This window comes from Exiguobacterium sp. s5, from assembly GCF_018618075.1.
GTDB classification, from domain to species: Bacteria; Bacillota; Bacilli; order Exiguobacteriales; family Exiguobacteriaceae; genus Exiguobacterium; species Exiguobacterium mexicanum_A.
The window spans coordinates 511,059-534,190 of record NZ_JACSLK010000001.1 but is presented as its reverse complement, the minus strand read 5'-3'; the positions used below and the strand labels follow the sequence as shown (position 1 = coordinate 534,190).

Here is a 23,132-nt window from a genome sequence, read left to right as displayed (position 1 = left end):
CATTCGAGGCAATTGTCATTTCAGAAAAAGTTCGGTATGATGAAACACGTTGTGAAAACATGTGTCGGTCGAACGACTTCTTTCATATAATGCGGCGTTTGATCTTCGTGAGACTCGAAGATCAAAGTCAAAAATATATAGAGAGGTGTGTTCTTTTGGAAAAATTGAATACGATTAAACAAGATTGGCTCGGCAACGTCCGAGCTGACGTCTTAGCCGGCTTCGTCGTCGCACTCGCGCTCATCCCTGAAGCGATTGCGTTCTCACTCATCGCCGGAGTCAACCCGATGGTCGGTCTATATGCGTCCTTTATCATCGCCATGGTCATCTCGATCGCGGGCGGTCGTCCGGCCATGATTTCGGCCGCGACCGGTGCGATGGCCCTCGTCATCGTCTCGCTCGTCGCGGACCACGGACTCGAGTACTTGCTTGCAGCCGGGATGTTGGCCGGAGTGTTCCAAATCGCGCTCGGCTATTTCGGCATCGCCCGATTGATGAAATTCATCCCGCGCGCCGTCATGGTGGGCTTCGTCAATGCGCTCGCGATTTTGATTTTCCAAGCGCAATTGTCGAACTTTGAAGGCGAGAGCTGGATCATCTGGGCGCTCGTCGCCGGTTCACTCGCCATCATCTTCTTATTCCCGCGTATCACGAAAATGATCCCGGCCCCGCTCGTCGCCATCGTCGTCATGACGGTGCTCGCCATCACGCTCGGTCTCGATACGAAAAACATCGGTGATATGGGAACGATCTCAGCAACGCTACCGGAATTTTTATTCCCGAACGTCCCGTTGACGTTTGACACGTTGATGATCATCCTTCCTTACTCAATCTCCCTCGCATTCGTCGGATTGATTGAATCGCTGTTGACGGCACAAATCGTCGATGACATGACAGGTACGGACTCGAACAAAAATCGCGAGTCGCGCGGTCAAGGGATCGCCAACATCATCGCTGGTTTCTTCGGCGGGATGCCAGGTTGTGCGATGATTGGCCAATCGGTCATCAACGTCTCGTCAGGTGCTCGCGGCCGACTGTCGACGTTCGTCGCCGGACTCGCGTTGTTCCTGATGATTATGACGATGAGTGATGTATTGATGCTCATCCCGGTCGGCGCTCTCGTCGGTGTCATGTTCTTCGTCTCGTATGCGACGTTTGACTGGGGCTCGCTCAAAGCGATGCGTACCGCTCAAAAATCGGATACGGTCGTCATGCTCGTGACGGTGCTCGTCACGGTCGTCACCCACGACTTGTCACTCGGTGTATTCGCCGGGATCTTGACGGCAGCGATCCTCTTCGCCGCAAAAATCTCGAAAGTCGAACTCGATCGCAGTGTAGACGCCGATCGTGCCCGTTACATCGTGAACGGTCAGCTCTTCTTCGCCTCGACGTCTGAGTTCGTCAATCAGTTCGATGTGACCGAAGACGCCGAAGCCGGTGTCAAACACGTCACCATCGACTTCTCGAACACCCATCTTTGGGACGACTCGGCCATCGGTGCCATCGATAAAGTCGTCTTCAAGTATCGCGAAGTCGGGATCGAGCCGGAACTATTAAACTTGAACAAAGATTCAGAGAAACTGCTCAATACGCTCGCGCTTCACTTGAAACAACAAGAAGCAAACGCCGGCCATTGATTTGGTCTCTACGGGAGTGGACATTCGCGTTCACTCCCATTTTTTTATCCATGGCTCTACAAAATCGCATATACTAAAAGTAGATTGTGTGAAAGAGGAGGACGTTTTTATGGGAAAGGTATTTTTAGCGGCAGACGGATCTGCCCACTCGAAGCGGGCGCTTGAGAAAGCGATTCAGCTCGCCAAGGCATCAGACGCATCGATCGACATCGTCCATGTCGTCAGCGCCAAAGAATCGAAAGAAGCCGCGCTCAACTCGACCGGAAAACTCGATCTCGAAGCGAAGCGAAAATTGATGTTACAACCCCTGTTCGACCAAGTGGTCGCGGCCGGGCTCGAATATGAATATATCGAACTTCGCGGCGAACCCGACGTCGAACTCGTCAAATACGCGAACCATCAGCCGTACGAGTACGTCGTCGTCGGTTCACGCGGACTGAACACGTTCCAAGAGTTCGTGCTTGGCAGCGTCAGCCATAAGCTTGCTAAACGCGCTCTCGCCCCGGTCATCATCGTCAAATGATCGTCACCCTTTCTTTGCGGAGAAAGGGCTTTTTTCTGTTCCATACAGGAAATAGGTCCTATGTGTGGAATGGAACAGTGAACTCATTTATGAAGGAGGAACATAATTGGATATTGCCAATGACTCAAATTTATTGCTCATTTTATTGCCGCTCCTCATCCTGCAACTCATCTTGCTCGTCGTCGCCTTGATTGATTTACTGAAGCGACAAGAGACGAACGGACCGAAATGGGTGTGGCTCCTCGTCATCCTGTTCATCAACATCCTCGGCCCGATCGTCTACTTCTTATGGGGACGGACGAAGCGATGAACGTCACCAAACTGACGAAACGATTCGGCACGTTCACCGCGCTCGACGACGTCAGCTTCTCGCTCCGACCGGGTTGCACGTCGCTCCTCGGTGAGAACGGGGCCGGCAAGACGACACTGCTCAACATGATTGCCCGCGTGACGACACCGACGTCGGGTCAAATCGTCGGGCACGACGCCATTCGTATCGGTTATTTGCCGCAGCGGCCAGCGCTCTATCCATCGCTCACCCCGGTCGAGACGATCCGTTATGCGGCCGAGTTGACCGGGGTAACGGGTGTCGACCCGGTCAATCTGCTGAAACGGGTCGGACTCGAGCCCGTCGATCGGCCAGCAGCGCACTTGTCCGGCGGCATGCGGCAACGGCTCGGCATCGCTCAGGCACTCGTACATGACCCGGAGTTGTTACTGCTCGATGAGCCGGTGTCGGCGCTCGACCCGCGCGGCCGCCGGGAAGTGCTCGACTTATTGAGCGACTTGAAGCGGGAGCGGATGATTCTCTATTCGACGCACGTGCTCCCTGACGCCGAGGAAGCGAGTGACTGGGTGCTCCTGCTCCGGCAAGGGCGCCTGCTCATGGAAGGGACCGTGACCGATTTGCTCGGTTCGAAGTCCTCGATCCAAGTCCGTCTGTTCAACGACGTCTTGACGGAAGAGGAATGGCGGACGCTCCCCGGTGTCAGTCACGTCACCCGCTCCGGGACGACGTGGGAACTCGAGACGGATGCGAAAGACGTGACGGAACGGGCGCTGCTGCTGCTGCTGCTGGAGCGCGGTCTAAGACTCCAATCGCTCCATGTCGGGCACCCATCGCTCGAGTCACTCTTCTTGGAGGTGAACGCCTGATGAAACTGGCCATCTTCAAACAAGAGTGGAAAGAGTCATGGCGCAATAAACGGATGATTTGGGTACCGATCGCCTTGATGTTGCTTGCGGCGATGCAACCGCTCACGCTCTATTTCCTCCCGGACATCTTGGCCTCGGGCGGCAACTTGCCGGACGGTGCGGTCATCGAGATCCCGACCCCGTCACCGGAAGAAGTGCTCATGTCGGCGAGCGAACAGTTGCGGCAAATCGGACTGCTCGTCGTCCTCTTGTCCGCCATGCATACGTTCAGCCACGAACGGTCGCTCGGCACGCTCGCCTGGCTCAAATCACTGAAAATTCCGGCCACGCGGATCGTCCTCAGCAAATGGGGACATTACTCGCTACTCGCCGTCGTCGCGATCGGACTTGCCCAACTGAGTGCCGCCTACTACACGATCGTCTTGTTCGATTCGTTCGATGTCACCGACTTCTTGCTCGCGACCGGACTGCTCATGCTCCATTTCGTCGTCCAGCTGTCGATTTTCTTCATGCTCGCGGCGTTGCTCGAGAGCGGACTCGTCGCCCTCGTCATCACGCTCGGTCTCCACTTCATCATGTCGCTCCTCCTCGGTTGGCTCGAGTGGGATTGGATGCCATGGCGGCTCGGCTCGTTATCGGCCGAAGTGCTCATGGGCGAGAGTTTACTCGTTTGGCCTCTCGTCAGCGGCATCTTGTTAATCGCCGCCACGTTGTTCATCGCCTCGAGACGGCTGTTGTTCATCAGCCGTTCGTCTTGAGGTGCAAGCATCATGTGAAAGCCATCGGAAAATTCCGATGGCTTTTTAGGTATAACGAATCAAATTAAGAAATATAACTTCCTATTTTCATTACATATTATTGAATTAAAGATACAAAATGCTACACTTCCAAGTAAGTAGTAAAGCGCTTACATTCATAAAGGAGGAACTCTTATGAAGAAATGGATTGGCGGTCTCGCCGCCCTCACACTCGTCACGTCGTCCGTCGTCTTGCTGGATGCCGACGCCAAGTCCGTCCCGAAGAAGCCGAAAGTCGAGCTCGGCGTCGACCGCTTGATGGAAAATCCTGAACTGTTAGCTGGGAAACGCGTCGGATTGATCACAAATCCGACCGGGATCGATGCCAATATGACGAGCATCGTCGATTTGTTCCACAACTCGGATGATTTCGAACTGACGGCACTGTACGGACCGGAACACGGGGTCCGCGGTGATGCCCAAGCCGGATCGACGATTAGCTCGTACATCGACGAAGTGACGGGACTCCCTGTCTATAGTTTGTACGGTGCGACGAAGAAACCGACGGCCGAGATGCTCAAGGACGTCGACGTACTCGTCTTCGACATCCAAGACGTCGGCACGCGCTTTTACACGTACATTTATACGATGGCCTACGCGATGGAAGCCGCAGCTGAGAATGACATCCCGTTCGTCGTCCTCGATCGGCCGAACCCACAAGGCGGGCTACGCGTTGAAGGACCGGTGCTCGACCCGGCCTACTCGAGCTTCATCGGCCTCTATCCAATCCCACTCAAGCACGGCATGACCGTCGGTGAGTTGGCACGCCTGTTCAACAAAGAGTATCAGCTTCAAGCCGACCTCGAAGTCGTCAAGATGAAGGGTTGGAAGCGGACGATGCTGTACGAGGACACGGGACTCCCGTTCGTCATGCCGTCACCAAACATGCCGACGACGGACACGGTCAACGTCTATCCGGCGACCGGTCTGTTCGAAGGGACGAACTTGTCGGAAGGACGTGGTACGACGAAGCCGTTCCAATTGATCGGTGCCCCTTATGTGAAGGCGCATGACTACGCGAAGACGCTGAACGCGCTCGAACTGCCGGGCGTCACCTTCCGTGCCGCCTCGTTCACACCGACGTTCTCGAAGAACGCGGGCAAACTGTCGCACGGCGTTGAAGTATACGTCACCGAGCCGACGAAGTTCGAAGCGGTGAAGACCGGGATCGCCATGCTGAAAACGGCGCACGACTTGTATCCGGACGATTTCGAGTTCCTCGCCAACGACTTCATCACGAAGCTGACCGGCAACGCCTATGTGAAAGATATGATTCTCGCCGGCGAGTCGCTCGAGGCAATCATGGAAAAAGTCGATGCCGAGCGCGATGCGTTCTTGCCGATTCGGAAAGAGTATTTACTTTATAAGTAACATTCAGGCAAGAAGATTCACATCAATACATGTATAACATTATTCAACAGAATATAAGCAGAGCATTGAAGAAGTCTATTCAATGCTCTGTTTTATTTTAAATATTTAGTCCTAACCACGTTCTAAATAGCTTGGCTGCTTCACCCTCAGCCAGAATCCCGCTTGTTGAACTAGTCGTAAAGGGGAGCCATCGTTCATCTTCAGACCCTACAAATCCTAGCCTTGACCAACTTTCAATGAATTCAATAAAATTGTTGGCTAATCGATATCCATGCCCTTCTCCATCATCATGACTCAAATAAACAATTGGAGCATCATCGTGACCGTCAATCAAGTCAAAGGCAAAATAATCCCCATTTCCGACTTCACAAAAGGCGAGTTTGTTGTGCCAAATTACGTCATATTCATCTTCCATATTTGAGAACACTTGATTAACCCACTCTTTTCGCTCTTCTTCTAATCGGGGAAGTATTTCTAGACTCCAATGCAGATTACCACTAACCGATTCTGTAAACTCATGCGGGGTTACTAAATCCTCAGGTAGAGACCAATAAAAACTAAATTGCCCAGCGAACTTTTGTAAAACAATTTTAAAACTCTCTGGTAAATTGACTCCAAGCCGCTCTTCCATTTGAAGGATTTGCTTGTGAGAAGTGGGCGGTTCAATTACGACTTCCTGAACATCCCCTCCAATCTGTTGAATGTTGAAAGCAATCGTATGAATTCTTTTCTCTAGTAATTCGTAATTCATTTTGCTCCTCCATTTCATAAATATTCATCGATAAAAACAATATACCAACAACTCGTTAAAGAACACGGTATTTATTCTTTTAATCTCTCGTTTAAATGTAAGAGTGTCTGGTTCAGGCGACTATACGTTATTTGTAACGAAATGGTAATACCCACGATTGCCCTATTCAATATATTATATGGTTATATTATTGAAAAAGGAGCTTCCCATTTTGAAAAAATCTGCCTCAGTCTTACTCGCTGCCGCCCTGGCGACCGCGTTCACGTTTACTCCGCCGACCACTCCGCTCACCGTCAATCCGACGACGGTCGAGGCGTCCTATCGTGAGACGGCCGTCAATACGAAAGGTTTCGTTACGGGAATCAGTCAAATCAACGTTCGAAAAACACCGTCAAGCTCAGCGACAAGTGTAGGTAAAATTGTTCGGAACGGCACGATGATGGTCCGGACGTCGTTTTCGACGAACGGGACCCGCTGGTACAAGATCCAGTGGGGAACGGGCTACGCGTACGTCCCGGCTGCCTACGTCAAGCTGTCGACAGCGGAGGTCGCGTTCACGAAGGCGACATACGTCGCCCCGTCGAGCGTCTATTTGAAGTCGCATCCGCTCACGACCTCATCGAACGTCGTCTTCCTGCGCCAAGGGATGAAGCTCGATACGATTTCGTATCGCTACACGGGCACGACGCGTTGGTATAAAGTGAACATCGGCACGAAGACCGGCTATATTTTGGCGAAGCATATCACGTTCAAAGCGCCGGCGAGCGGCGTCTTGGCCGAGACGAACGAAGAGCGTCAATCAGCAGGCCTGTCAGCGCTGGCTGCGTCGAGCGAAGCGAACCGCGTCGCCCAAGTCCGGGCCGACGAGATGGCTCGGACGGGACAATTCTCGCATCAACTCCGTGAGAACGGTAGTCCGGGAGATACGCTCGACGCCTATAACGTCAGTTACCGAGGCTGGGGCGAGAACATCTATATGGGCTCGAGCGACCCAAGCGTAGCCGTGAACGCCTGGATGAACTCGGCCGGCCACCGCGCCAACATCTTGAACGGGAACTTCACGCATCTCGGCGTTGGCGCCGCCAAGAGCGCACAAGGGTCGACGATTCACGTCCAAGTCTTTTTGACCAAATGAAAAAAGGGAAGTCGCATCAATCGCGACTTCCCCTTTTCATTAGCGGCGTTCGTCTTTCAGGCTTTCAAGGTTTTGTTGGGCTTGGCCCGTCTTCTCTTTGGCCGTCCCTTTCACTTGATCCTTTTGACCTTCACGTTTGAGCGATTGATTGTCCGACGCTTTGCCGGCCGCTTCTTTCGCTTTCCCTGCCGCTTTATCGATCAAGCCATCGACTTTTTTGTTGAGTCCGTCTTTCATATGAATCTCCTCCTCTGTGATATCATGTCTAATTCATGTACCACTCTGAGGAAAACTCAAACATAGTGCTCTTTGACGAGTACCCGGAATCGGGGACGAACGGTCAGCTCGATCGTCGTCACCGTGCGGTTCCGGTCCTCGTTCATGACGATCAACAGCTCGGCGTGGTCGCGCCGATCCTCGAGCACCTCGACTTTCCCGACCGTTCGGAGGAGCTGATAATATATCAACTCGCCTGACGCGTCCTTGACGTTCACTTCGAACTCGTGATAGCTCGGTGAGATTTTGAAATAGAACGACTCCGTCCCGTTCGAGAAACGGAACACCGACTCGTCATAATAAAACGGGAGGGTCGTATCCATTCGTTTCGGCTCGACCGTACAAAACAAAGCCCACGCCATCTCGTCGGGAAACTTCTCACTCGATTCTTCTTTATTGAACTGCCACTTTTTCATTACAATCCCTCACTTCGACTTCCATTAATTGTCTGAATAATTCGACTATTATATTTCATTCGGCAACGGGTTCGGAAGTTCCTGCAAACGGGAAGAAAACCTTGTACGCTATTTCACGTTCTTGAGTTGAAAGGAGTTGCGTCAACGTGTCCATCATCGCGCTCGACCATGTCACGAAACGGTTTGGAGAAACGATCGCCTTGAACGACTTTTCCCTTCACGTCGAGGCCGGCGAACTATTCGGCCTACTCGGACCGAACGGGGCCGGTAAGACGACCGCCATCTCCGTCATGCTGAACTTATATCCCGCCGACAGCGGTTCGATTCGAATTTTTGACCACTCGATGCCAAAGGACGAGCAGGTTATCAAACGACGCGTCGGGATCGTCCCGCAGCACGTCTCCGTGTACGATCAGCTGACCGTCTTTGAGAACATCCAATTCTTCGCCGAACTGTATGGCTTCAAACCGACCGAGGCGAAACAAAAGACCGAGGCCGCCCTCGATTTCGTCGAACTCACCCCGCACCAAAAGAAACGTCCGCCGGAACTGTCCGGGGGGCTCCTTCGTCGTCTCAACATCGCCTGTGGTATCGTCCATGAACCCGAACTGATCTTTATGGATGAGCCGACCGTCGCCATCGACCCGCAGTCGCGTAACACCATTCTCGAGAACATCCGCGAGTTGAACCGGCGCGGGGCGACAATCATTTATACGTCTCACTATATGGAGGAAGTCGAGATGCTATGCGACCGCGTCGCCATCGTCGACGAGGGCCAGATTATCGCTGAAGGGACGCAAGACGAACTGAAGGACCAAATCATGACGCTCGAGACGGCCCGCATCAAGGTCGATGCTCTCACCCCGGGTCTTCTCGAACGGTTAGAGGCGCTCGAACGGGTGAAGAAAGTTCAATATGAGGAACCGTTCCTCGAGGTGTCGCTCGAGAAAGATACACCGCTCGCTCCCCTCCTTGACGTCCTTCATGATGAGAAGGTCCGTTTCACCTCGATCACGGTCGACCGTCCGTCGCTCAATACTGTCTTCCTGGCCCTGACCGGCAAGACGCTGAGGGAGTGAATGGGATGAAATTATGGACGTTCATCAAATACGATGTCAAACAACAACTGCGCGACCGATCGACTATCTTTTGGATGCTCATCTTTCCCATCATTCTCATCTTCGGCCTCGGCACGATGCTATCGGCCATCTTCAACAACAACTTCTCGTTGCCGGTCACGGATGTCGCTTACGTCGAACAGTCGACCGACGACTACCGGGTGCCGCTCGAGTCGTTTCTCGCCGACGAAGAGATTGAAGAATTCATCAATCTTGTCCCCTATGACAGTATCGCCGCGGCCGAAACCGGGGTGAGCGACGGTGAGGCCGACGTCATCCTCCACTTGGACGGAGCAGACGTCCGCTTGCTATATGAGGAACCGTCGACGATCGAGTTCGACGTCCTCGAGGCCATCCTCCGCCAATACACGGACGTCGCCAATCAACAGATCATGCTCGCCGAGGCTGGCGTCTCCGCACCGTTTACGCCTGAGACGTTCATCGACAGCGAGAGCGTCGACTTGTCAGGGCGGACACCGACGTCACTCGAATACTTCACCGTCACGATTTCCATCATGACGGCGCTATTTGGTGCCTTCTACATCACCGGTATGCTCAGCGAGGAGCAGCCGATGACAGGGAGCTATCTCCGTATCCAGGCCGCCCCGGTAAAGCGGATCGAGTACCGTCTGGCTCGCAGTTTGAGCCGCTACACGCTCATCTTCTTGCAACTCGTGCTCGTCTTTTGGTTCAGCCACTTCGTCTATCGCAGCTTCTCGCTCGACTACGTCCATTTCAGTCTCTTGTTCGTCTCTTGGCTCGCTCTCGCCCTATACGGCACCGCTTTCGGGTTTTTCGTGTCGAGCTTGCCACGTCTCTCACGGGCGACGAAAGACGCGATCGTCAACGGATTCGTCGCCATCATCATGATCCTCTCCGGCGGCTATGTCCCAGGATTCGATCAAGTGACGCTCAGTGTCGCGCCGTGGGCCAAGTACGTCTTCATGCCGATCTTCATGCGGGAAGGGATGCTTCAGGTGCTCCTGCGCGGTGGGGATACGTCCGTATTTTGGCAGAGTCTCGGCTGGCTCGCCATCCATCTCCTCGTCTTTGCCGTCCTTAGCCTGTTGCTATGGAAAGGGGTGAACCGCCGTGGTGCTATTTAGACATGTCGCCAAACGGATGCTCCGGAAAAAAGGACTTTGGGTGTTCACGTTCGTCTCCGTGTTCGGGTTCGCCCTCATCTTGTCTTTCCTCAGCTCAACCTCCGCCTTGAACGCCTCGATCGGGATTCTCGACCGTGACGGTGGCGTGTTGGCGGGTCGACTCATCGAAGAGGCCGGTCGGTTCGGGTCGGTGTCACCCCTTGAGACCGACGAGACGGATGAAGCGCTCCTGCAAGGACAAGACATCATCTTGACGATTCCAGACGGATTCACCGAGGCGCTCTTGAATGGTGAGACGCCACGTTTGTCGTTCAGCGCAATCGAGGGAAGTGATGCCGCGTTAATCGAACAAGCGCTCAACTCCCACCTGTCCCGCGAGCGACAACTGCTGATCGCAAGTGACTTTGACGAGGAACGTTTCAATGCTCTCGCGGAACGGGAGACGGAGAACGGCTATACGCTCTCGAGCGAGCCGTTCCAACAGAGCGTGGCGACGACGGCGCGGACACAGGCGTTCCTCGGATTATTGTCGTTCGTCATGATGTCGGCGTTCCTTCAGTTCATCCCGTTGTTCGTCGCCGACGACCGGGACGAGAAGATTTATTCGCGCCTGTTCGCGGCCCCGGTCACGCCACGACGCTACATCGGCTCGCTGTTCTTATCGTTTTGCGCGGTCGGGTTGCTCTACGTGCTCATGATGCTAACCTTCAGTGCCGTCCTTTATCGACAAGACATCACCGCCCATCTGCCTGTCCTCACGCTGTTGTTCATCGTCTATTTGTTCGTCTGCCTCGCCATCGGTTCGCTCATCGCCATCCTCGCCACGAACCGGGAGAAGGCGAACATTTGGCAGACGTCCGTCACGATGGCTGCCGCCATCACTGGGGGCGCCTTCATCAGCCTGACGTGGTTACCTGATACACTTCAGGTCGTCGGGCGCTTCTTGCCGACGTATTGGTTCAATTATGGGGTCGCCCAGATGTATGAAGACCATTTCCCGGTCAACTCGGTCCTCATCATGCTCGGCATGGCGCTCGTCGTCTTCCTCGTCAGCGCCTGGGCATTGAAGAAACGACCGCTCACATAAAAAAGGGAGAGCCTCGGGGCTCTCCTTTTTCATGCGATTCGATTAACGTTGCAACGTGGGGACGACCTTCTTGAAGAACACCTCTACGAGTTCCGGGTCGAACTGTCGGCCCGCCTCTGCTGCGATGACAGAGAGCGCTTCGTCGAGCGTCTTCGCCTTCCGATAAGGGCGTCCCGTCATCATGACGTCGAACGTGTCCGCAATCGAGATGATCCGTGAGGCGAGCGGGATTTGCTCGCCGCTAATCCCTTTCGGATACCCGTTGCCGTCCCAGCGCTCGTGATGGGCAAGCACGATCTCCGACAGCGGTCCGTACTCCGGCACCGTGCTCAAGATGTTATAGCTCACTTCAGGATGACGTTTGATTTCACGCCATTCAGCCTCGGTCAACGTCCCAGGCTTGTCTAAAATCTCATTGCTGATGGCAACTTTGCCGATATCATGTAGCGTTGCTGCCGTGACGAGCTCGTTCACGTCGGCGCTCGTGAAGCCCATCGCCCGTCCGAGTTGCCGTGACAGCTCAGCGACGCGTTGCGAGTGCGCTTCCTCGCGTGGAATTTTCTCGTAAAGCGTTCGCATGATGAGCTGAATCGAATGGTGGCGTCGGCTTTGTTTCTCCGACACTTTATGGTGATACATCCGGTCCTCGGCCAAATTGAACACTTCCGCGATGGAGAGTGCGTCATCTTCCTTTACCGCTTCCCCAAACGATGCCGAAATCGGCAGCCCTTCGATCGATTTGGCGAGGAACAGTTGGCTCAGGCGATCGGACAAGCGGTTCGCCTCTTCAAGTGACGTATTCGGCATGATGATGACAAACTCATCCCCACCGATTCGAGCGACCGTATCCTTCCCTCGAATCTCACGTTTGAGCGTCATCGTCGCCTCGATTAACAAGCGATCCCCGACGAGATGACCGAACGCGTCGTTCGTCAGCTTCAACCCATTGACATCGACGACAATCAAGGCGAGCGGATAATAGTCCGGCTCGTCGTACGTGATGAGCGCCTCATCGAAGTAACGGCGATTCTTCACCCCGGTCAACTGGTCGTGATAACTCAAATACTCGATTTCCATCTCATATTTCTTCTTCTCGGTCACGTCACCGATATAGCCGTGCCAAAGGACATGCCCTTCATCAAGCTTCTCTGGACGCGACGATCCTAAAATCCACGTTGTCCGACCGTCGGGCGTCAGGACGCGAAACTCCGCATCCCAAATCGTCAAGTTCTCGTACGACGTCTCAATGCTCGCCATCACGTTCGGATAATCGTCGGGATGGATTTTTGAGAACACGAGACCCGGGTCTTGTTTCATCTCCTCGAACGTAATGCCGGTCAGTACCTCGAATCCTCGGCTAAAGAATGGGAAGTGGAAGCTACCGTCCGGGCGCCGCTCGAACTGATAGATGGCACCGGGCACTTGATCGGACAGCTTCGTGAGCAATCGGTCCCGCTCGGCGAGTTCTTCCTCGAGCTGGACGCGTTCCGTCACGTCTTTAGCGACGGCGTAAATATAGTTGCCTTGGACTTTCGAGTGCCACTCGATTGATCGATAGTCTCCATCGATGGTCCGGTATCGGTTGACGAAACGGAAGATGTCTTGGCCTGCTTCGAGCAAGGCGAACGCTTCATTCGTCTTCTCGACGTCATCGGGATGAATCAGGCTCGTGAAGTCCATGTTCTCGAGTTCTTCGAGCGGAAACCCGAGCACACGCTCCCACGCCACGTTCAAATGGAAAATCTCATGATTGGTCAGGGACATGATGCACTCCAAGTCGACGGTCGCGAACCCTTCGAACATCGACTCCTTCGCATCCCCGATTTGCCGGTCCGCTTTCGTCATCTGCTCGAGGATGTGCACGATATACAATTCGACGAGCCCAAGGCGGCTCGCCTCTTTATTTCCTTGCATGACAATCGTCAAATCCCCGTAAAAGACACCGTCCTTCTCGATTTTAAACAAGACGACTTGGCCAAGGTCAAAAATCCGTAAAATATTTTTGATCAGTCGTTTCGGCAACACCCCGTCGACGAGCGGTAAAATGTCGTCGAACACGATTGGGCTCGGTGCCTCGAGTAACTTGGACCGTTTCGGGCTCATCGGCCATTTGCGGCCGACCGGATGGAAGCCTAGCACATCGAGACTGCGCTCGAGCAGTTCATCAATGCCCGAGAGCGCCACGGTCGAGTACGTCTGTCCATCATCGTCGACTAAATTGAGCGTCACGGCCTTGGCACCGGTGAACCCTCGAATCTGGTCTAGGAAATGTTGGTTCATCAACAATTCTCGTCCGGTCGTCACGAAGCGGTGCGACACGTTGACGAGTTGTTTCAGCGCATTGTTCTCTTGGACGTGCGGTGTGATGTCGTGGAACAGCGTCGACACATGACCCGGACGCTCGCTAAAGACAGACAGTTCATACCAGGCCTTGTTGCGACGTGAGAAATGTTCGAACGTGATGGCTTCGCCACTACTGACAGCACGCGCGACTTGGACGATCCATTCCCGTTCGCTGTATTCAAAATCTTTCAACTTGTCGGTGATCCGTCCACCGAGAAACTGTTCGCGCTTTGCTTTCATGATGCGCTCGAACGCTTCGTTCACTTCATGAAACTCGTAATCGACGGGCTCCCCCGCCTCATCGTAGAGCACTTTAAACTCGACGTAGCCTTGGGGCATATGGCGCAACAAGGATTGAAATTTGGTCTGGTCTAAGTCTGCCACGTCGGTCCCTCCTCCGTTCAATTCTACTTTTCAGTTTACCTCATTTCTTACAAATTCCCTATATTTTCCGAATCGATTCTCGCCAATATGCGCACATTAAGTTTTTGTAAATGACACCTCTCGGCTTGCACCTCCCCATCTCGATTGTTAGTATGATTACGAAAACCGATATCGAAAACCGATTTTAAGGAGATGATGCACGTGGAAGACCGCGTTCTTCGAAAACTGTTTCTCGGTTTTATCCATATCCATATCTTGCACCACGCCTCTGAACACCCGGTGTACGGAGCATGGATGGTCGAGGAGCTCCGCGAGCACGGCTACTCGATTAGCGCCGGCACGCTCTATCCGATTTTGCACTCGATGGAACAAGACGGTCTGCTCGTCCGGACGAACGAGCTCGTCGAGGGTCATATCCGGAAGAATTACACGACGACCGAAAAAGGCCTCGTCGTCTTGGCGGAAGCCCGTCAAAAAGCGTATGAACTATTCAAAGAAATTAAGGAGTGAAGCACATGTCCAACCAACGCGTAACGTTCAAAACGTTACTTGAGATTTTATTCGTATCGACCCGGCTCGGCCTGACCTCGTTCGGCGGACCGGTCGCCCACCTCGGCTATTTCCATGAGGAGTACGTCCGCCGTCGCAAATGGATGGACGAACGCGCCTATGCCGACCTCGTCGCCCTCTGTCAGTTCTTGCCGGGCCCGGCGAGCAGCCAGGTCGGTATCGGCATCGGGATCGTCCGTGGCGGCATCCTCGGCGGGATCACGTCGTTCATCGGGTTCACGGCCCCGTCCGTCATTGCCCTCATCTTATTCGCCCTATTGGTATCGGGACTCGACGTCTCAGACGCGGGCTGGCTTTATGGATTGAAAGTCGTCGCCGTCGCCATCGTCGCCCACGCCATTCTCGGAATGGCCGGTAAATTGACGCCGGACGCGAAGACGCGGACAATCGCGTTCTTCGCACTCGCCGGAGTCCTGTTATGGCAGACGACCTATAGCCAAGTGCTCGTCATCTTGCTCGCCGGACTTGCCGGGTTCTTGCTGTTCAAACCGCAAAACCTCGACGTCAAGTCGGCTTCGTTTCCGCTCTCGAAACGGCTCGGGGCGACGCTTCTCGGCCTGTTCGGGGCGCTCCTCGTCATCTTGCCGATCTTACGGGAGACGATCGAGAGTCAATCGGTCGCCATGTTCGACAGCTTCTACCGCGCCGGGGCCCTCGTCTTCGGCGGCGGCCACGTCGTCTTGCCGCTGCTCGAGCGTGAACTCGTACCGGCCGGTTTCTTAAGTGAAGAGGCGTTCCTCGCCGGTTACGGGGCCGCCCAAGCCGTACCGGGACCGCTCTTCACATTCGCGTCTTATCTCGGGGCGGTCATCAATGGCGTCCCGGGCGGACTGCTCGCCACGCTTGCCATCTTCTTGCCGGCGTTCCTGTTGATCCTCGGCGCCTTGCCGTTTTGGGATGCACTCCGTCGCAACCCAAAAGTCGCCGGTGCGCTCATCGGTGTCAACGCTGCCGTCGTCGGGATTTTGATTGCCGCCTTCTATCAGCCGATCTTCACGAGCACGGTGAACGGTGCGGTCGACTTCGTCTTCGCTGCTTTCTTGTTCGCCATGATCGCGTATTGGAAGATGCCGCCTTGGGCGCTCGTCATCGTCGGGGTCATCGGCGGGATGATCATCGGCACGTTATAACACGAAAAAGGGACTTCTTCGCGAAGTCCCTTTTGTCATGGGCGCCATTTCCAGCGCATATAGTTGATGAACAGCTTCACGTACGCCAACTGTTCACGGACGACGTACTTCAGTTTTGTGGCCGTCGGCGTTCTCGCATACAGTGCGTCGGTCGAGAGCCCAAAGTACAGGCGTCCGACGAGCCTGGCCCGCCTCACATGAAAGTCGTTCGTGACGACGGTCAGACCAGACTCTCCACTCCAAATCGGACGGCTGAACAGAAAGTTCTCATACGTCGACGTCGACTCCGCTTCGATATAGATTCGCGCCGCATCAATGCCACGTGCCGTCAACTCCCGGGCAATGACGCGGGCCTCCGCCATTCCTTCATCAGGTCCTTGTCCCCCAGAAGCGATGAGTTCGACGTGCGGATATTGATTCGCGTATTCAGCCGCCGCTTCAATCCGGTGCAACAAGGCACGGGACGGTTGAATCCCGTTCACTTTTGCACCGAGGACGAGGACGTAGCGATACGTGCCGTCAGCGTTTCTTTGTGCCATCTCTCTCACCTGCCTCGGGATGATTATAGCAATCTTTTTAAAATCGAGGGACAACGAAGGACCGATGGAATTTCCACCGGTCCTTCGTTATAGCCGCCAAGTCACATAAAGAACTTACCAATCGGATGTGATTTCGCTTTGTCGAGTTGTTGCTTCAACGTCTCGATTTCTTTAGCCAAACCTTCTTTCTCAGATTCAAGTTGCTTCACCGTCGTTTCAAGGGTGGACACTTGCTTGTCCTTGTCACGATTCGAACGGTTCGCCGCAATTAAGTCACGTTTCACTTGGTTCGTGTTCTTACGGGCTTGATCTCGTTCTTCTTTCGTTTGCTTACGGAGCGCTTCTTTCTTATCGAGCTTCCCTTCTAGCAATTGGGCCGCCCGATAATAGTTGAGCTGTTCGTAACGGCTGTACGGATACACCGCCTCCACTTCGACAGCAGGCCCGCCATCGGCGATCACTTCTTGGAGCAATTGCTCCAGACGAGTTTGGGGGACCACGTCTCGGAATTCTTGGTCGACCAACTCGGCTGAGAATGTCGAGAGTTCAGCCCGGTACGACTCGTCCTGTAGGCGCTTGATTTCATCACCAATCGAGCCGCTCTTATAGCCGTCATACTTTTTCCCGATACCGCCAAAGTTAATTTTGGCAGCGTCACGCCATGACTCTGGAGTGATCAAGCCGTGGTAGCCTTTACTGCCGACGGCAATCGTTGGCTTTCCGACAGCCATGGCTTCGAGTGCCGCTCGACCTGGAGCGATAATAAAGTCGGCTTCGCTCATCGTCTCTGGAAGCTCTTCCTGACTGAGCCAGCCGAGCCATTCGATTTTTTGGTTCGTCCCTTCAACGGTCTCTTTATACCGAGCCTCGTACTTCTCGCGCTGAGTCCCGTCTCCAATCACATACCAATCAATCGGCATTTGTTGGACGCGCTCATCTTTCAAACCGTCTAAAAAGACGTCTAAAATAAACAGCTTATCTGGGTCAATGCGGGATGAGAACATCCCGACGAGACGTTCTTTCTTACGCGCTGGTTTTTTCGGTTGGAACAAATCCGATACCCCGTTCAAGATGACTTCTACTTTCGGGGCAATCTGTGGACAATGCTCCACCAAATACTCCGCGATCTTGTCAGACACGGCAATGACTTTTGAGATACTCGTATGGTACTGATCGATGTCATCGTGATACATCCCATGAATGACGAGCACGAACGGAATATTCTTTGCCTCCGCCACCGCTACACCGAGTTGGCGCGAGTTGAACGGGTGGGCATAGACGACGTCGAACGGCAATTCAATCAACTGCTCGATCACGTCTTTGACATTCTCGTTCGTATAGTCCGTCTCGATGACGGTCCCGCCGAGCGAGCGAATCTCATCCGCAAACGGACCTGGTTTCGAGACGACCGTGATATCGTGTCCATGTTTACGTAAATGGCGGACCGACGCTAAAATGTGAAGGTGCAGCCCACCCATCGCCGAGTGGAAAAATACAGGTAACAGAATCCTCATTTGATTGATCCCTTCTCAATTTCGTGTGATATACAGCTTAGAACGAATCTTCGTAATCCCCAGACATCCCGGAGATGCGGTCGTTATGCATGAACAAGACGAGGTCGACATCGTTCTCTTCGACGTAGTCCGTGATATCGACTTTGCCTTCCGCGTAGCGTACGTCAATCGCCGACACCGTCCCGAACGATTCACCGAGGAAGCCGAGCACCGGGTTGGCGTACGAATCCTTCAAGACGAGCACGTGCAAGTCGTTGACCGGATCTTTCTGCTCGATGCGCAGCTGTCCGTAGTTGTCTCCCATGAATACACGATAGAAGTCAGAGAACCGAGCCGTCTCTTCGGCTTCTTCGCGCACGACGACAGAGTGACCGCAGTCATCACCGTTCCGGCAGACCTCGGTCGTGAAGCCATCTTTCGGTTCCAACCATTCCAAGTAGTCGAGTCTCTCGACGTACGGGAGTGAGATTTCACGGGCGTGCGAGCCGAAGTACGGTTGGTCGATCTTGAACGTCTCCATATCGGACGCCTCAAGTTTCGGTACATCCTTATAGTCTTCTTGGAGCCGTTCGATGATTTGTTGATACCCGAGGAAAGCCCCGTGGACGTTCCAATGGTGGTCGTTATAGAAATAGATGTCTTCCATCGGTTGATTGAAGATTATCTCGCCGAGGTCGATGAGTTCGAACTCGGCCCCTTCGACCGCGTCATGTAAATTGCCGCGGCTCTCCAAGTCCCCGCTCATGACGTAATCCGGAATCAACTCATTTTTAGAGGCGAAAGCCGGTTTACTTGGAGCTGAGGCGAAGTAGACCGGGACGTCCTGTTCTTGCATCGCCGCCCCGAATTCCGGGAACAGGCGCTTCATGTTGTCAAACTCGCGCACCGGCTCGTCCGGACTGATGAGCACATCATTATCGAGGGCGAGCACCCCGTTATTGACTTGTTGTCGGAAAACGTTCTTTTGGAAACCGGCCTGGAGCCCCATCCAACGGTCACGTTGGAACACTTGGTCACTCGAATAGGTTTCAAACGCTTCCATATAGGAGCCATCGCGCACGGCCTTGACTGATGCTTCTGGTTGTTGTGCGAGTTCACGCCCTTCTAACACGGACACTTCCCGATCTTGACCGAACCAATACGTGGCCAGACCGAGAAAAAGTACGCCTAGAAACACACCGAGCAATAGAAAGTCAGCGAACCAGGACTTTTCGAGCCCTTTCGGTTTTTCTTTGATCGGGCGTGGACCAGGCTTTCGAGAATCTAACGGCTTCTGCATCGTATTGCTCCTTTCTCTTTAGAAGCGGAAGTAGATAAATGGATTGAACGTGCTCGACACGATATACGAAATCGATAAGAAGAAGAGCACGGTCACGCCCGTCACACGGACAAGTCCGACGATGCGACGAGTCGTCATCGATTTCGTCTCATCGAGTTCTTGGCTCAATAGTTTCCCTACGACGATACGCGGGATTGGCGTTGCCCCTATGATGGCGATCGTGAGGACGACACCGTATTGAACCAAGTAGTAGAGCGCTTGTTGGTCGAACAGCGGACCGCCGTGAAGACCGAACATCGCCTGTAAATAACTGATCGCATATGGGAAATCGTCGGCTCGGAAGAACACCCAACCGATGATGACGACGAACAGCGTGAACGATAGCGATAGCCAAGACGGCATCGCTTTCAACCATTTCCCAAGAAATGCACGTTCGAGCATGATGAATACTCCATAGTATACACCCCAGGCGATGAACGTCCAGCTCGCCCCGTGCCATACACCGGTCAAGAGCCAGACGATGGCCAAGTTACGATACGTCTTCCACTCGCCTTGGCGATTTCCGCCGAGCGGGATGTAGACGTAGTCTCGGAACCAGCTTCCGAGGGACATGTGCCATCTGCGCCAAAACTCCGAAACAGAACGTGAGATATACGGGTAGTTAAAGTTCTCTAAGAAGTGGAACCCAAACATGCGCCCTAGCCCGATGGCCATATCCGAATAACCTGAGAAATCGAAGTAAATTTGGAGCGAATAGGCGATGACCCCGATCCAGGCGAGTGTCGTCGACATCTCGCCGGCCGGCATGCCGAAAATCTGGTCGGCGACGTAGCCGGCACTGTTCGCTAAAATCATCTTCTTTCCGAGACCGATGACGAAGCGCTGAATCCCAGACACGAAGTCATCAATCGTCTCGCGCCGGTCGACAATTTCATCGGCGACCGTCTGATAGCGGACGATCGGTCCGGCAATCAATTGCGGGAAGAACGAGACGTAAAGTGCCAAGTCGAAAATGTTGCGCTGGACTTGACCGTCTTTGCGGTACACGTCGATGACATAACTCATCGCTTGGAACGTGAAGAACGAGATGCCGAGCGGGAGCGGGATTTCCGGGTCGTTCAGCGAGAAGCCGAGGACGCTGTTGACGTTCTCGACGAAGAAGCTCGCATATTTGAACACCCCGAGCATCCCTAAGTTCCCGAGCACCATGAGCGTCATCCATAACTTGATTTTCTTTTCATGTTGTCGGTCACGATCGACGAGCCGTCCGAAGACGTAGTTCATCACGATCGACGCGAGCATGATCAAGACGAATCGCGGTTCGCCCCACGCGTAGAAAAATAGACTCGCGGCAAGCAAAATCATATTTTTGACGGGACGCGGCGAGATGAAGTACAAACCGATGACGATCGGCAAGAAATAGAATAAAAAGACGGTTGAACTAAATAGCATCTGAGTTAGTCCCTTCCTACAAGATTACTCCTCAAACGAGAGATATAAATCGTCGAGTCGAATGGTCCGGGGCTCCGTCGTCTCAATCACATACTTGTAAGAGAGTTTGAAATACTCCGCACCTTCGACTTGAGGAATCGACTCCTCGATCTGGTTGACGCCCGGGTTGAGCGTCAACTTGAAGCGTTTGTTCGAGACACGTTCCTTATCTTTATATTGCATGAAATACATCTCGAGCTTCACGGTCGCATCGCTGAGCACGTGAATCTGTGTATCGAGGCCAATTGTCTTACAAGGGTCCATCTTGGCGTCGGGTAAAAACATTTGTGACGGCGGGATTTCAAATTTCAAATCGAACAGTTGCACATAAATCGAGTCGGACTCACTCTCCGGCATGAACGTAACTTCTGTCTTATACCCTTCTTCACGCATCCGTAAATGGTCTTTTTGAAAGCCGCGCGGATAATAATGATAAATCGCAGGGCGAATTCGTTTGACTGCCATATCGTTTCCTCCGTTTATAAGAAAAGAGTCGCCGTACGCATGTACGAGACAACTCTTATTCTTTTACATTAAGTTATTAGAAATCCGTTGCCAAAATGGCGTCGACGATGCGTCGTGACGCTTCCCCGTCACCGTAAGGGTTCGAGGCTTTCGACATCTTCTCGTAAGCCGTTGCATCCGAAAGAAGCTCATCAGCGAGACCGAAGATGACTTCTTCCTCGACACCAGCGAGTTTCAACGTACCAGCGGCCACGCCTTCCGGACGTTCCGTCGTATCACGAAGGACGAGGACCGGAACACCGAGTGACGGTGCTTCTTCTTGCACGCCGCCTGAATCCGTGAGGATCAAGTGCGAGATTGACGCATAGTTGTGGAAATCGAAGACGTCGAGCGGCTCAATCAAGTGAACACGGTCGATGTCGTGCAAAATCTCGTTAGCGAGTTCACGGACGACCGGGTTCATATGGACCGGATAGACGACTTCGATATCGTCATATTTCTCGATCAAACGACGGACGGCGCGGAACATGTTGCGCATCGGCTCGCCGAGGTTCTCGCGACGGTGGGCCGTGAGCAAGACGAGACGGCGGCCTGATTCACGGATTGAGTCGAGCAACTCGTTCGTGTAGTCTTCACGGACCGTCGTTTTGAGTGCGTCGATGGCCGTGTTGCCCGTGACGAAAATCTTGTCTTCCGGTTTGTTTTCACGAAGCAAGTTCTCTTTCGACGTTTCCGTCGGTGCGAAATGAAGGTCGGCCATCACGCCTGTGAGCTGACGGTTCATCTCTTCCGGGAACGGTGAGTACTTGTTGTACGTGCGAAGACCCGCTTCGACGTGTCCGACCGCGACTTGGTTATAGAACGCCGCGAGCGATGCCGCGAACGTCGTCGTCGTGTCACCATGGACGAGGACGATATCCGGTTTCGTTTCAGCGATGACTTCACCCATGCCTTTGAGCACGCGTGACGTCACGTCATACAACGTTTGTTTGTCTTTCATGATATCCAAGTCGTAGTCTGGCTTGATTTCAAACAACTCGAGCACTTGGTCGAGCATTTGACGATGTTGCGCCGTGACGACGACGATCGGTTCGACCCCTTCACGTTTCTTCAACTCGAGGACGAGTGGTGCCATTTTAATCGCTTCCGGGCGTGTCCCGAAGACAGTCATTACTTTTTTCATCGATTCGCTAACTCCTCTTCTGTGAGCGGCGGCAAGATATACGTCTCGCCGAGCTCTGTAGATTCGACAACGGTTGTCCGGCGTTTCAACTTATCCGCTTTAAACGCGTCTTGTTGGTCTTTCGATAAGTTACGGAACCATCTTAAAAACTTGTTGTATTCACGTGCGACTTCTTCGACCGGTCCGTATTCGCGGACCTCGCCGAACTCGAGCCAAAGTCCGAGCGTACAGAACTGCCGGACTTGTGACACGGAGTGGCTGATGAAGAAAATCGTCTTGCCTTGATCCTTGAACTCGTTCATCTTCGTGAGACACTTGTCGGTGAACGTTTGGTCACCGACCGAGAGCGCCTCATCGATGACGAGGATATCAGGGTCGATATTAATCGAAATCGCAAATCCGAGACGCGACTTCATCCCGCTCGAGTATGTCTTGACGGGTTGATAGATGAAGTCACCGATATCGGCGAACTCGACAATCTGTGGCGTCAGCTCGGCGATTTGTTGTTTCGTCATCCCGAGCATGAGCCCTTTCAATTCGATATTCTCCATCCCGCTCAAGTTCCCGTTCAAGCCAGACGAGATCGCGATGAGCGCCGTCTTGCCTTTTAACTGGATTTGACCGTGGGTGGGCGGCATCACATCCGCGAGCAGGTTCGACATCGTCGATTTCCCTGACCCGTTGATGCCGATGATGCCGACGACTTCGCCCGGCGGCACTTCAAACGTGACGTTCCGGAGCGCATAGAATTGCTTCCCGTTCGTTTTATTGAGGAAAATCTCCTTCAATTTGTCGGTCGGCTTGTTGTATAACGTATAACGTTTTGACACGTTTTCAAATTTAACTTGATACATGATAGCCT

The 23,132-nt window shown here is 53.4% G+C and carries 22 protein-coding genes and 1 pseudogene; 12 read left to right on the top strand and 11 right to left on the bottom strand.

Annotation, left to right across the window (positions count from 1 at the left end):
• Positions 1–155 precede the first annotated feature (155 nt).
• The 6 genes from KNP60_RS02820 to KNP60_RS02795 all read left to right on the top strand — a co-directional run bounded on the left by KNP60_RS02820 (position 156) and on the right by KNP60_RS02795 (position 5,483).
• Positions 156–1,637: a SulP family inorganic anion transporter gene (locus KNP60_RS02820; protein WP_214796888.1), complete on the top strand. Its 1,482-nt coding sequence runs from the start codon at positions 156–158 to the stop codon at positions 1,635–1,637.
• A 109-nt stretch (positions 1,638–1,746) separates the two neighbouring features.
• The gene (locus tag KNP60_RS02815; RefSeq protein WP_058764343.1) at positions 1,747–2,160 is read left to right on the top strand and encodes a universal stress protein; all 414 of its coding nucleotides are present in this window, start codon (positions 1,747–1,749) and stop codon (positions 2,158–2,160) included.
• A 106-nt stretch (positions 2,161–2,266) separates the two neighbouring features.
• A complete protein-coding gene (locus tag KNP60_RS02810) occupies positions 2,267–2,470 on the top strand; it encodes a PLD nuclease N-terminal domain-containing protein (protein WP_082665716.1) in 204 nt (67 codons plus the stop codon).
• Positions 2,467–3,315 (top strand): ABC transporter ATP-binding protein, encoded by an 849-nt coding sequence (locus KNP60_RS02805; protein WP_214796887.1) that lies wholly within the window; start codon positions 2,467–2,469, stop codon positions 3,313–3,315. The genes KNP60_RS02810 and KNP60_RS02805 overlap by 4 nt, the downstream gene beginning before the upstream one ends.
• The gene (locus tag KNP60_RS02800) at positions 3,315–4,073 is read left to right on the top strand and encodes an ABC transporter permease (RefSeq protein ID WP_214796886.1); all 759 of its coding nucleotides are present in this window, start codon (positions 3,315–3,317) and stop codon (positions 4,071–4,073) included. The genes KNP60_RS02805 and KNP60_RS02800 overlap by 1 nt, the downstream gene beginning before the upstream one ends.
• A gap of 174 nt (positions 4,074–4,247) precedes the next feature.
• Positions 4,248–5,483 (top strand): exo-beta-N-acetylmuramidase NamZ family protein, encoded by a 1,236-nt coding sequence (locus KNP60_RS02795; RefSeq protein WP_214796885.1) that lies wholly within the window; start codon positions 4,248–4,250, stop codon positions 5,481–5,483.
• A gap of 97 nt (positions 5,484–5,580) precedes the next feature.
• Here the strand turns inward: KNP60_RS02795 and KNP60_RS02790 are convergent, their stop codons facing one another.
• A complete protein-coding gene (locus KNP60_RS02790; protein ID WP_214796884.1) occupies positions 5,581–6,234 on the bottom strand; it encodes an SMI1/KNR4 family protein in 654 nt (217 codons plus the stop codon).
• A 211-nt stretch (positions 6,235–6,445) separates the two neighbouring features.
• Here KNP60_RS02790 and KNP60_RS02785 point away from each other — a divergent pair, with 211 nt between their 5' ends.
• On the top strand, positions 6,446–7,369 hold the full coding sequence (locus KNP60_RS02785) for a CAP domain-containing protein (RefSeq protein ID WP_214796883.1): 924 nt from the start codon (positions 6,446–6,448) through the stop codon (positions 7,367–7,369).
• A 39-nt stretch (positions 7,370–7,408) separates the two neighbouring features.
• Here KNP60_RS02785 and KNP60_RS02780 read toward each other — a convergent pair whose 3' ends face one another.
• Both KNP60_RS02780 and KNP60_RS02775 read right to left on the bottom strand, forming a co-directional pair.
• Positions 7,409–7,606, bottom strand: a complete 198-nt coding sequence (locus tag KNP60_RS02780; protein WP_214796882.1) for a CsbD family protein — start codon at positions 7,604–7,606, stop codon at positions 7,409–7,411.
• A gap of 56 nt (positions 7,607–7,662) precedes the next feature.
• A complete protein-coding gene (locus tag KNP60_RS02775) occupies positions 7,663–8,061 on the bottom strand; it encodes a hypothetical protein (RefSeq protein ID WP_214796881.1) in 399 nt (132 codons plus the stop codon).
• A 146-nt stretch (positions 8,062–8,207) separates the two neighbouring features.
• Between KNP60_RS02775 and KNP60_RS02770 the strand changes: the two genes are divergently transcribed.
• The 3 genes from KNP60_RS02770 to KNP60_RS02760 are packed head-to-tail and all read left to right on the top strand — an operon-like array spanning position 8,208 to position 11,372.
• The gene (locus tag KNP60_RS02770; RefSeq protein WP_214796880.1) at positions 8,208–9,140 is read left to right on the top strand and encodes an ABC transporter ATP-binding protein; all 933 of its coding nucleotides are present in this window, start codon (positions 8,208–8,210) and stop codon (positions 9,138–9,140) included.
• 5 nt (positions 9,141–9,145) lie between these two features.
• A complete protein-coding gene (locus KNP60_RS02765; protein WP_251131299.1) occupies positions 9,146–10,285 on the top strand; it encodes an ABC transporter permease in 1,140 nt (379 codons plus the stop codon).
• Positions 10,272–11,372 (top strand): ABC transporter permease, encoded by a 1,101-nt coding sequence (locus KNP60_RS02760; RefSeq protein WP_214796878.1) that lies wholly within the window; start codon positions 10,272–10,274, stop codon positions 11,370–11,372. Before KNP60_RS02765 ends, KNP60_RS02760 begins: the two co-directional genes overlap by 14 nt.
• A gap of 42 nt (positions 11,373–11,414) precedes the next feature.
• Here KNP60_RS02760 and KNP60_RS02755 read toward each other — a convergent pair whose 3' ends face one another.
• Positions 11,415–14,099, bottom strand: a complete 2,685-nt coding sequence (locus tag KNP60_RS02755; RefSeq protein ID WP_353048630.1) for an HD domain-containing phosphohydrolase — start codon at positions 14,097–14,099, stop codon at positions 11,415–11,417.
• A gap of 201 nt (positions 14,100–14,300) precedes the next feature.
• Here KNP60_RS02755 and KNP60_RS02750 point away from each other — a divergent pair, with 201 nt between their 5' ends.
• Positions 14,301–14,609 (top strand): PadR family transcriptional regulator, encoded by a 309-nt coding sequence (locus tag KNP60_RS02750; protein WP_058764359.1) that lies wholly within the window; start codon positions 14,301–14,303, stop codon positions 14,607–14,609.
• A 5-nt stretch (positions 14,610–14,614) separates the two neighbouring features.
• On the top strand, positions 14,615–15,799 hold the full coding sequence (gene chrA, locus KNP60_RS02745) for a chromate efflux transporter (RefSeq protein ID WP_214796877.1): 1,185 nt from the start codon (positions 14,615–14,617) through the stop codon (positions 15,797–15,799).
• A 35-nt stretch (positions 15,800–15,834) separates the two neighbouring features.
• On the opposite strand, the gene KNP60_RS02740 is transcribed toward chrA, so the two are convergent.
• The 7 genes and pseudogenes from KNP60_RS02740 to tagH form a co-directional block, all read right to left on the bottom strand.
• A complete protein-coding gene (locus KNP60_RS02740; RefSeq protein WP_214796876.1) occupies positions 15,835–16,338 on the bottom strand; it encodes a YdcF family protein in 504 nt (167 codons plus the stop codon).
• 101 nt (positions 16,339–16,439) lie between these two features.
• Positions 16,440–17,852 carry a glycosyltransferase gene (locus KNP60_RS02735; RefSeq protein ID WP_034778835.1) on the bottom strand — a complete coding sequence of 471 codons (1,413 nt, stop codon included), beginning with the start codon at positions 17,850–17,852 and terminating at the stop codon, positions 16,440–16,442.
• Between the two features lie 37 nt (positions 17,853–17,889).
• Complete coding sequence (locus tag KNP60_RS02730; protein WP_214796875.1) at positions 17,890–19,131, bottom strand: DHHW family protein; 1,242 nt, start codon at positions 19,129–19,131, stop codon at positions 17,890–17,892.
• An 18-nt stretch (positions 19,132–19,149) separates the two neighbouring features.
• A complete protein-coding gene (locus tag KNP60_RS02725) occupies positions 19,150–20,583 on the bottom strand; it encodes an MBOAT family O-acyltransferase (protein WP_034778837.1) in 1,434 nt (477 codons plus the stop codon).
• Positions 20,584–20,607: 24 nt separating this feature from the next.
• Positions 20,608–21,087, bottom strand: coding sequence for a hypothetical protein (locus KNP60_RS02720; protein WP_034778840.1), 480 nt, complete (start codon positions 21,085–21,087; stop codon positions 20,608–20,610).
• 76 nt (positions 21,088–21,163) lie between these two features.
• Entirely contained in the window at positions 21,164–22,270 is a 1,107-nt protein-coding gene (gene wecB, locus KNP60_RS02715; RefSeq protein WP_034778842.1) for a non-hydrolyzing UDP-N-acetylglucosamine 2-epimerase, read from the bottom strand.
• A gap of 80 nt (positions 22,271–22,350) precedes the next feature.
• Positions 22,351–23,127: pseudogene (gene tagH, locus KNP60_RS02710) on the bottom strand (teichoic acids export ABC transporter ATP-binding subunit TagH); the annotation flags it as partial.
• Positions 23,128–23,132: the final 5 nt, after the last annotated feature.

What these genes read in the sequence shown, in the direction of transcription:
- KNP60_RS02815 (WP_058764343.1), top strand. Translation starts at nt 1,747, where the DNA reads ATGGGAAAGGTATTTTTAGCGGCAGACGGATCTGCCCACTCGAAGCGG.
- KNP60_RS02805 (WP_214796887.1), top strand. Translation starts at nt 2,467, where the DNA reads ATGAACGTCACCAAACTGACGAAACGATTCGGCACGTTCACCGCGCTC.
- KNP60_RS02800 (WP_214796886.1), top strand. Translation starts at nt 3,315, where the DNA reads ATGAAACTGGCCATCTTCAAACAAGAGTGGAAAGAGTCATGGCGCAAT.
- KNP60_RS02795 (WP_214796885.1), top strand. Translation starts at nt 4,248, where the DNA reads ATGAAGAAATGGATTGGCGGTCTCGCCGCCCTCACACTCGTCACGTCG.
- KNP60_RS02790 (WP_214796884.1), bottom strand. Translation starts at nt 6,234, where the DNA reads ATGAATTACGAATTACTAGAGAAAAGAATTCATACGATTGCTTTCAAC.
- KNP60_RS02780 (WP_214796882.1), bottom strand. Translation starts at nt 7,606, where the DNA reads ATGAAAGACGGACTCAACAAAAAAGTCGATGGCTTGATCGATAAAGCG.
- KNP60_RS02775 (WP_214796881.1), bottom strand. Translation starts at nt 8,061, where the DNA reads ATGAAAAAGTGGCAGTTCAATAAAGAAGAATCGAGTGAGAAGTTTCCC.
- KNP60_RS02765 (WP_251131299.1), top strand. Translation starts at nt 9,146, where the DNA reads ATGAAATTATGGACGTTCATCAAATACGATGTCAAACAACAACTGCGC.
- chrA (WP_214796877.1), top strand. Translation starts at nt 14,615, where the DNA reads ATGTCCAACCAACGCGTAACGTTCAAAACGTTACTTGAGATTTTATTC.
- KNP60_RS02740 (WP_214796876.1), bottom strand. Translation starts at nt 16,338, where the DNA reads ATGGCACAAAGAAACGCTGACGGCACGTATCGCTACGTCCTCGTCCTC.
- KNP60_RS02735 (WP_034778835.1), bottom strand. Translation starts at nt 17,852, where the DNA reads ATGAGGATTCTGTTACCTGTATTTTTCCACTCGGCGATGGGTGGGCTG.
- KNP60_RS02730 (WP_214796875.1), bottom strand. Translation starts at nt 19,131, where the DNA reads ATGCAGAAGCCGTTAGATTCTCGAAAGCCTGGTCCACGCCCGATCAAA.
- KNP60_RS02725 (WP_034778837.1), bottom strand. Translation starts at nt 20,583, where the DNA reads ATGCTATTTAGTTCAACCGTCTTTTTATTCTATTTCTTGCCGATCGTC.
- KNP60_RS02720 (WP_034778840.1), bottom strand. Translation starts at nt 21,087, where the DNA reads ATGGCAGTCAAACGAATTCGCCCTGCGATTTATCATTATTATCCGCGC.
- wecB (WP_034778842.1), bottom strand. Translation starts at nt 22,270, where the DNA reads ATGAAAAAAGTAATGACTGTCTTCGGGACACGCCCGGAAGCGATTAAA.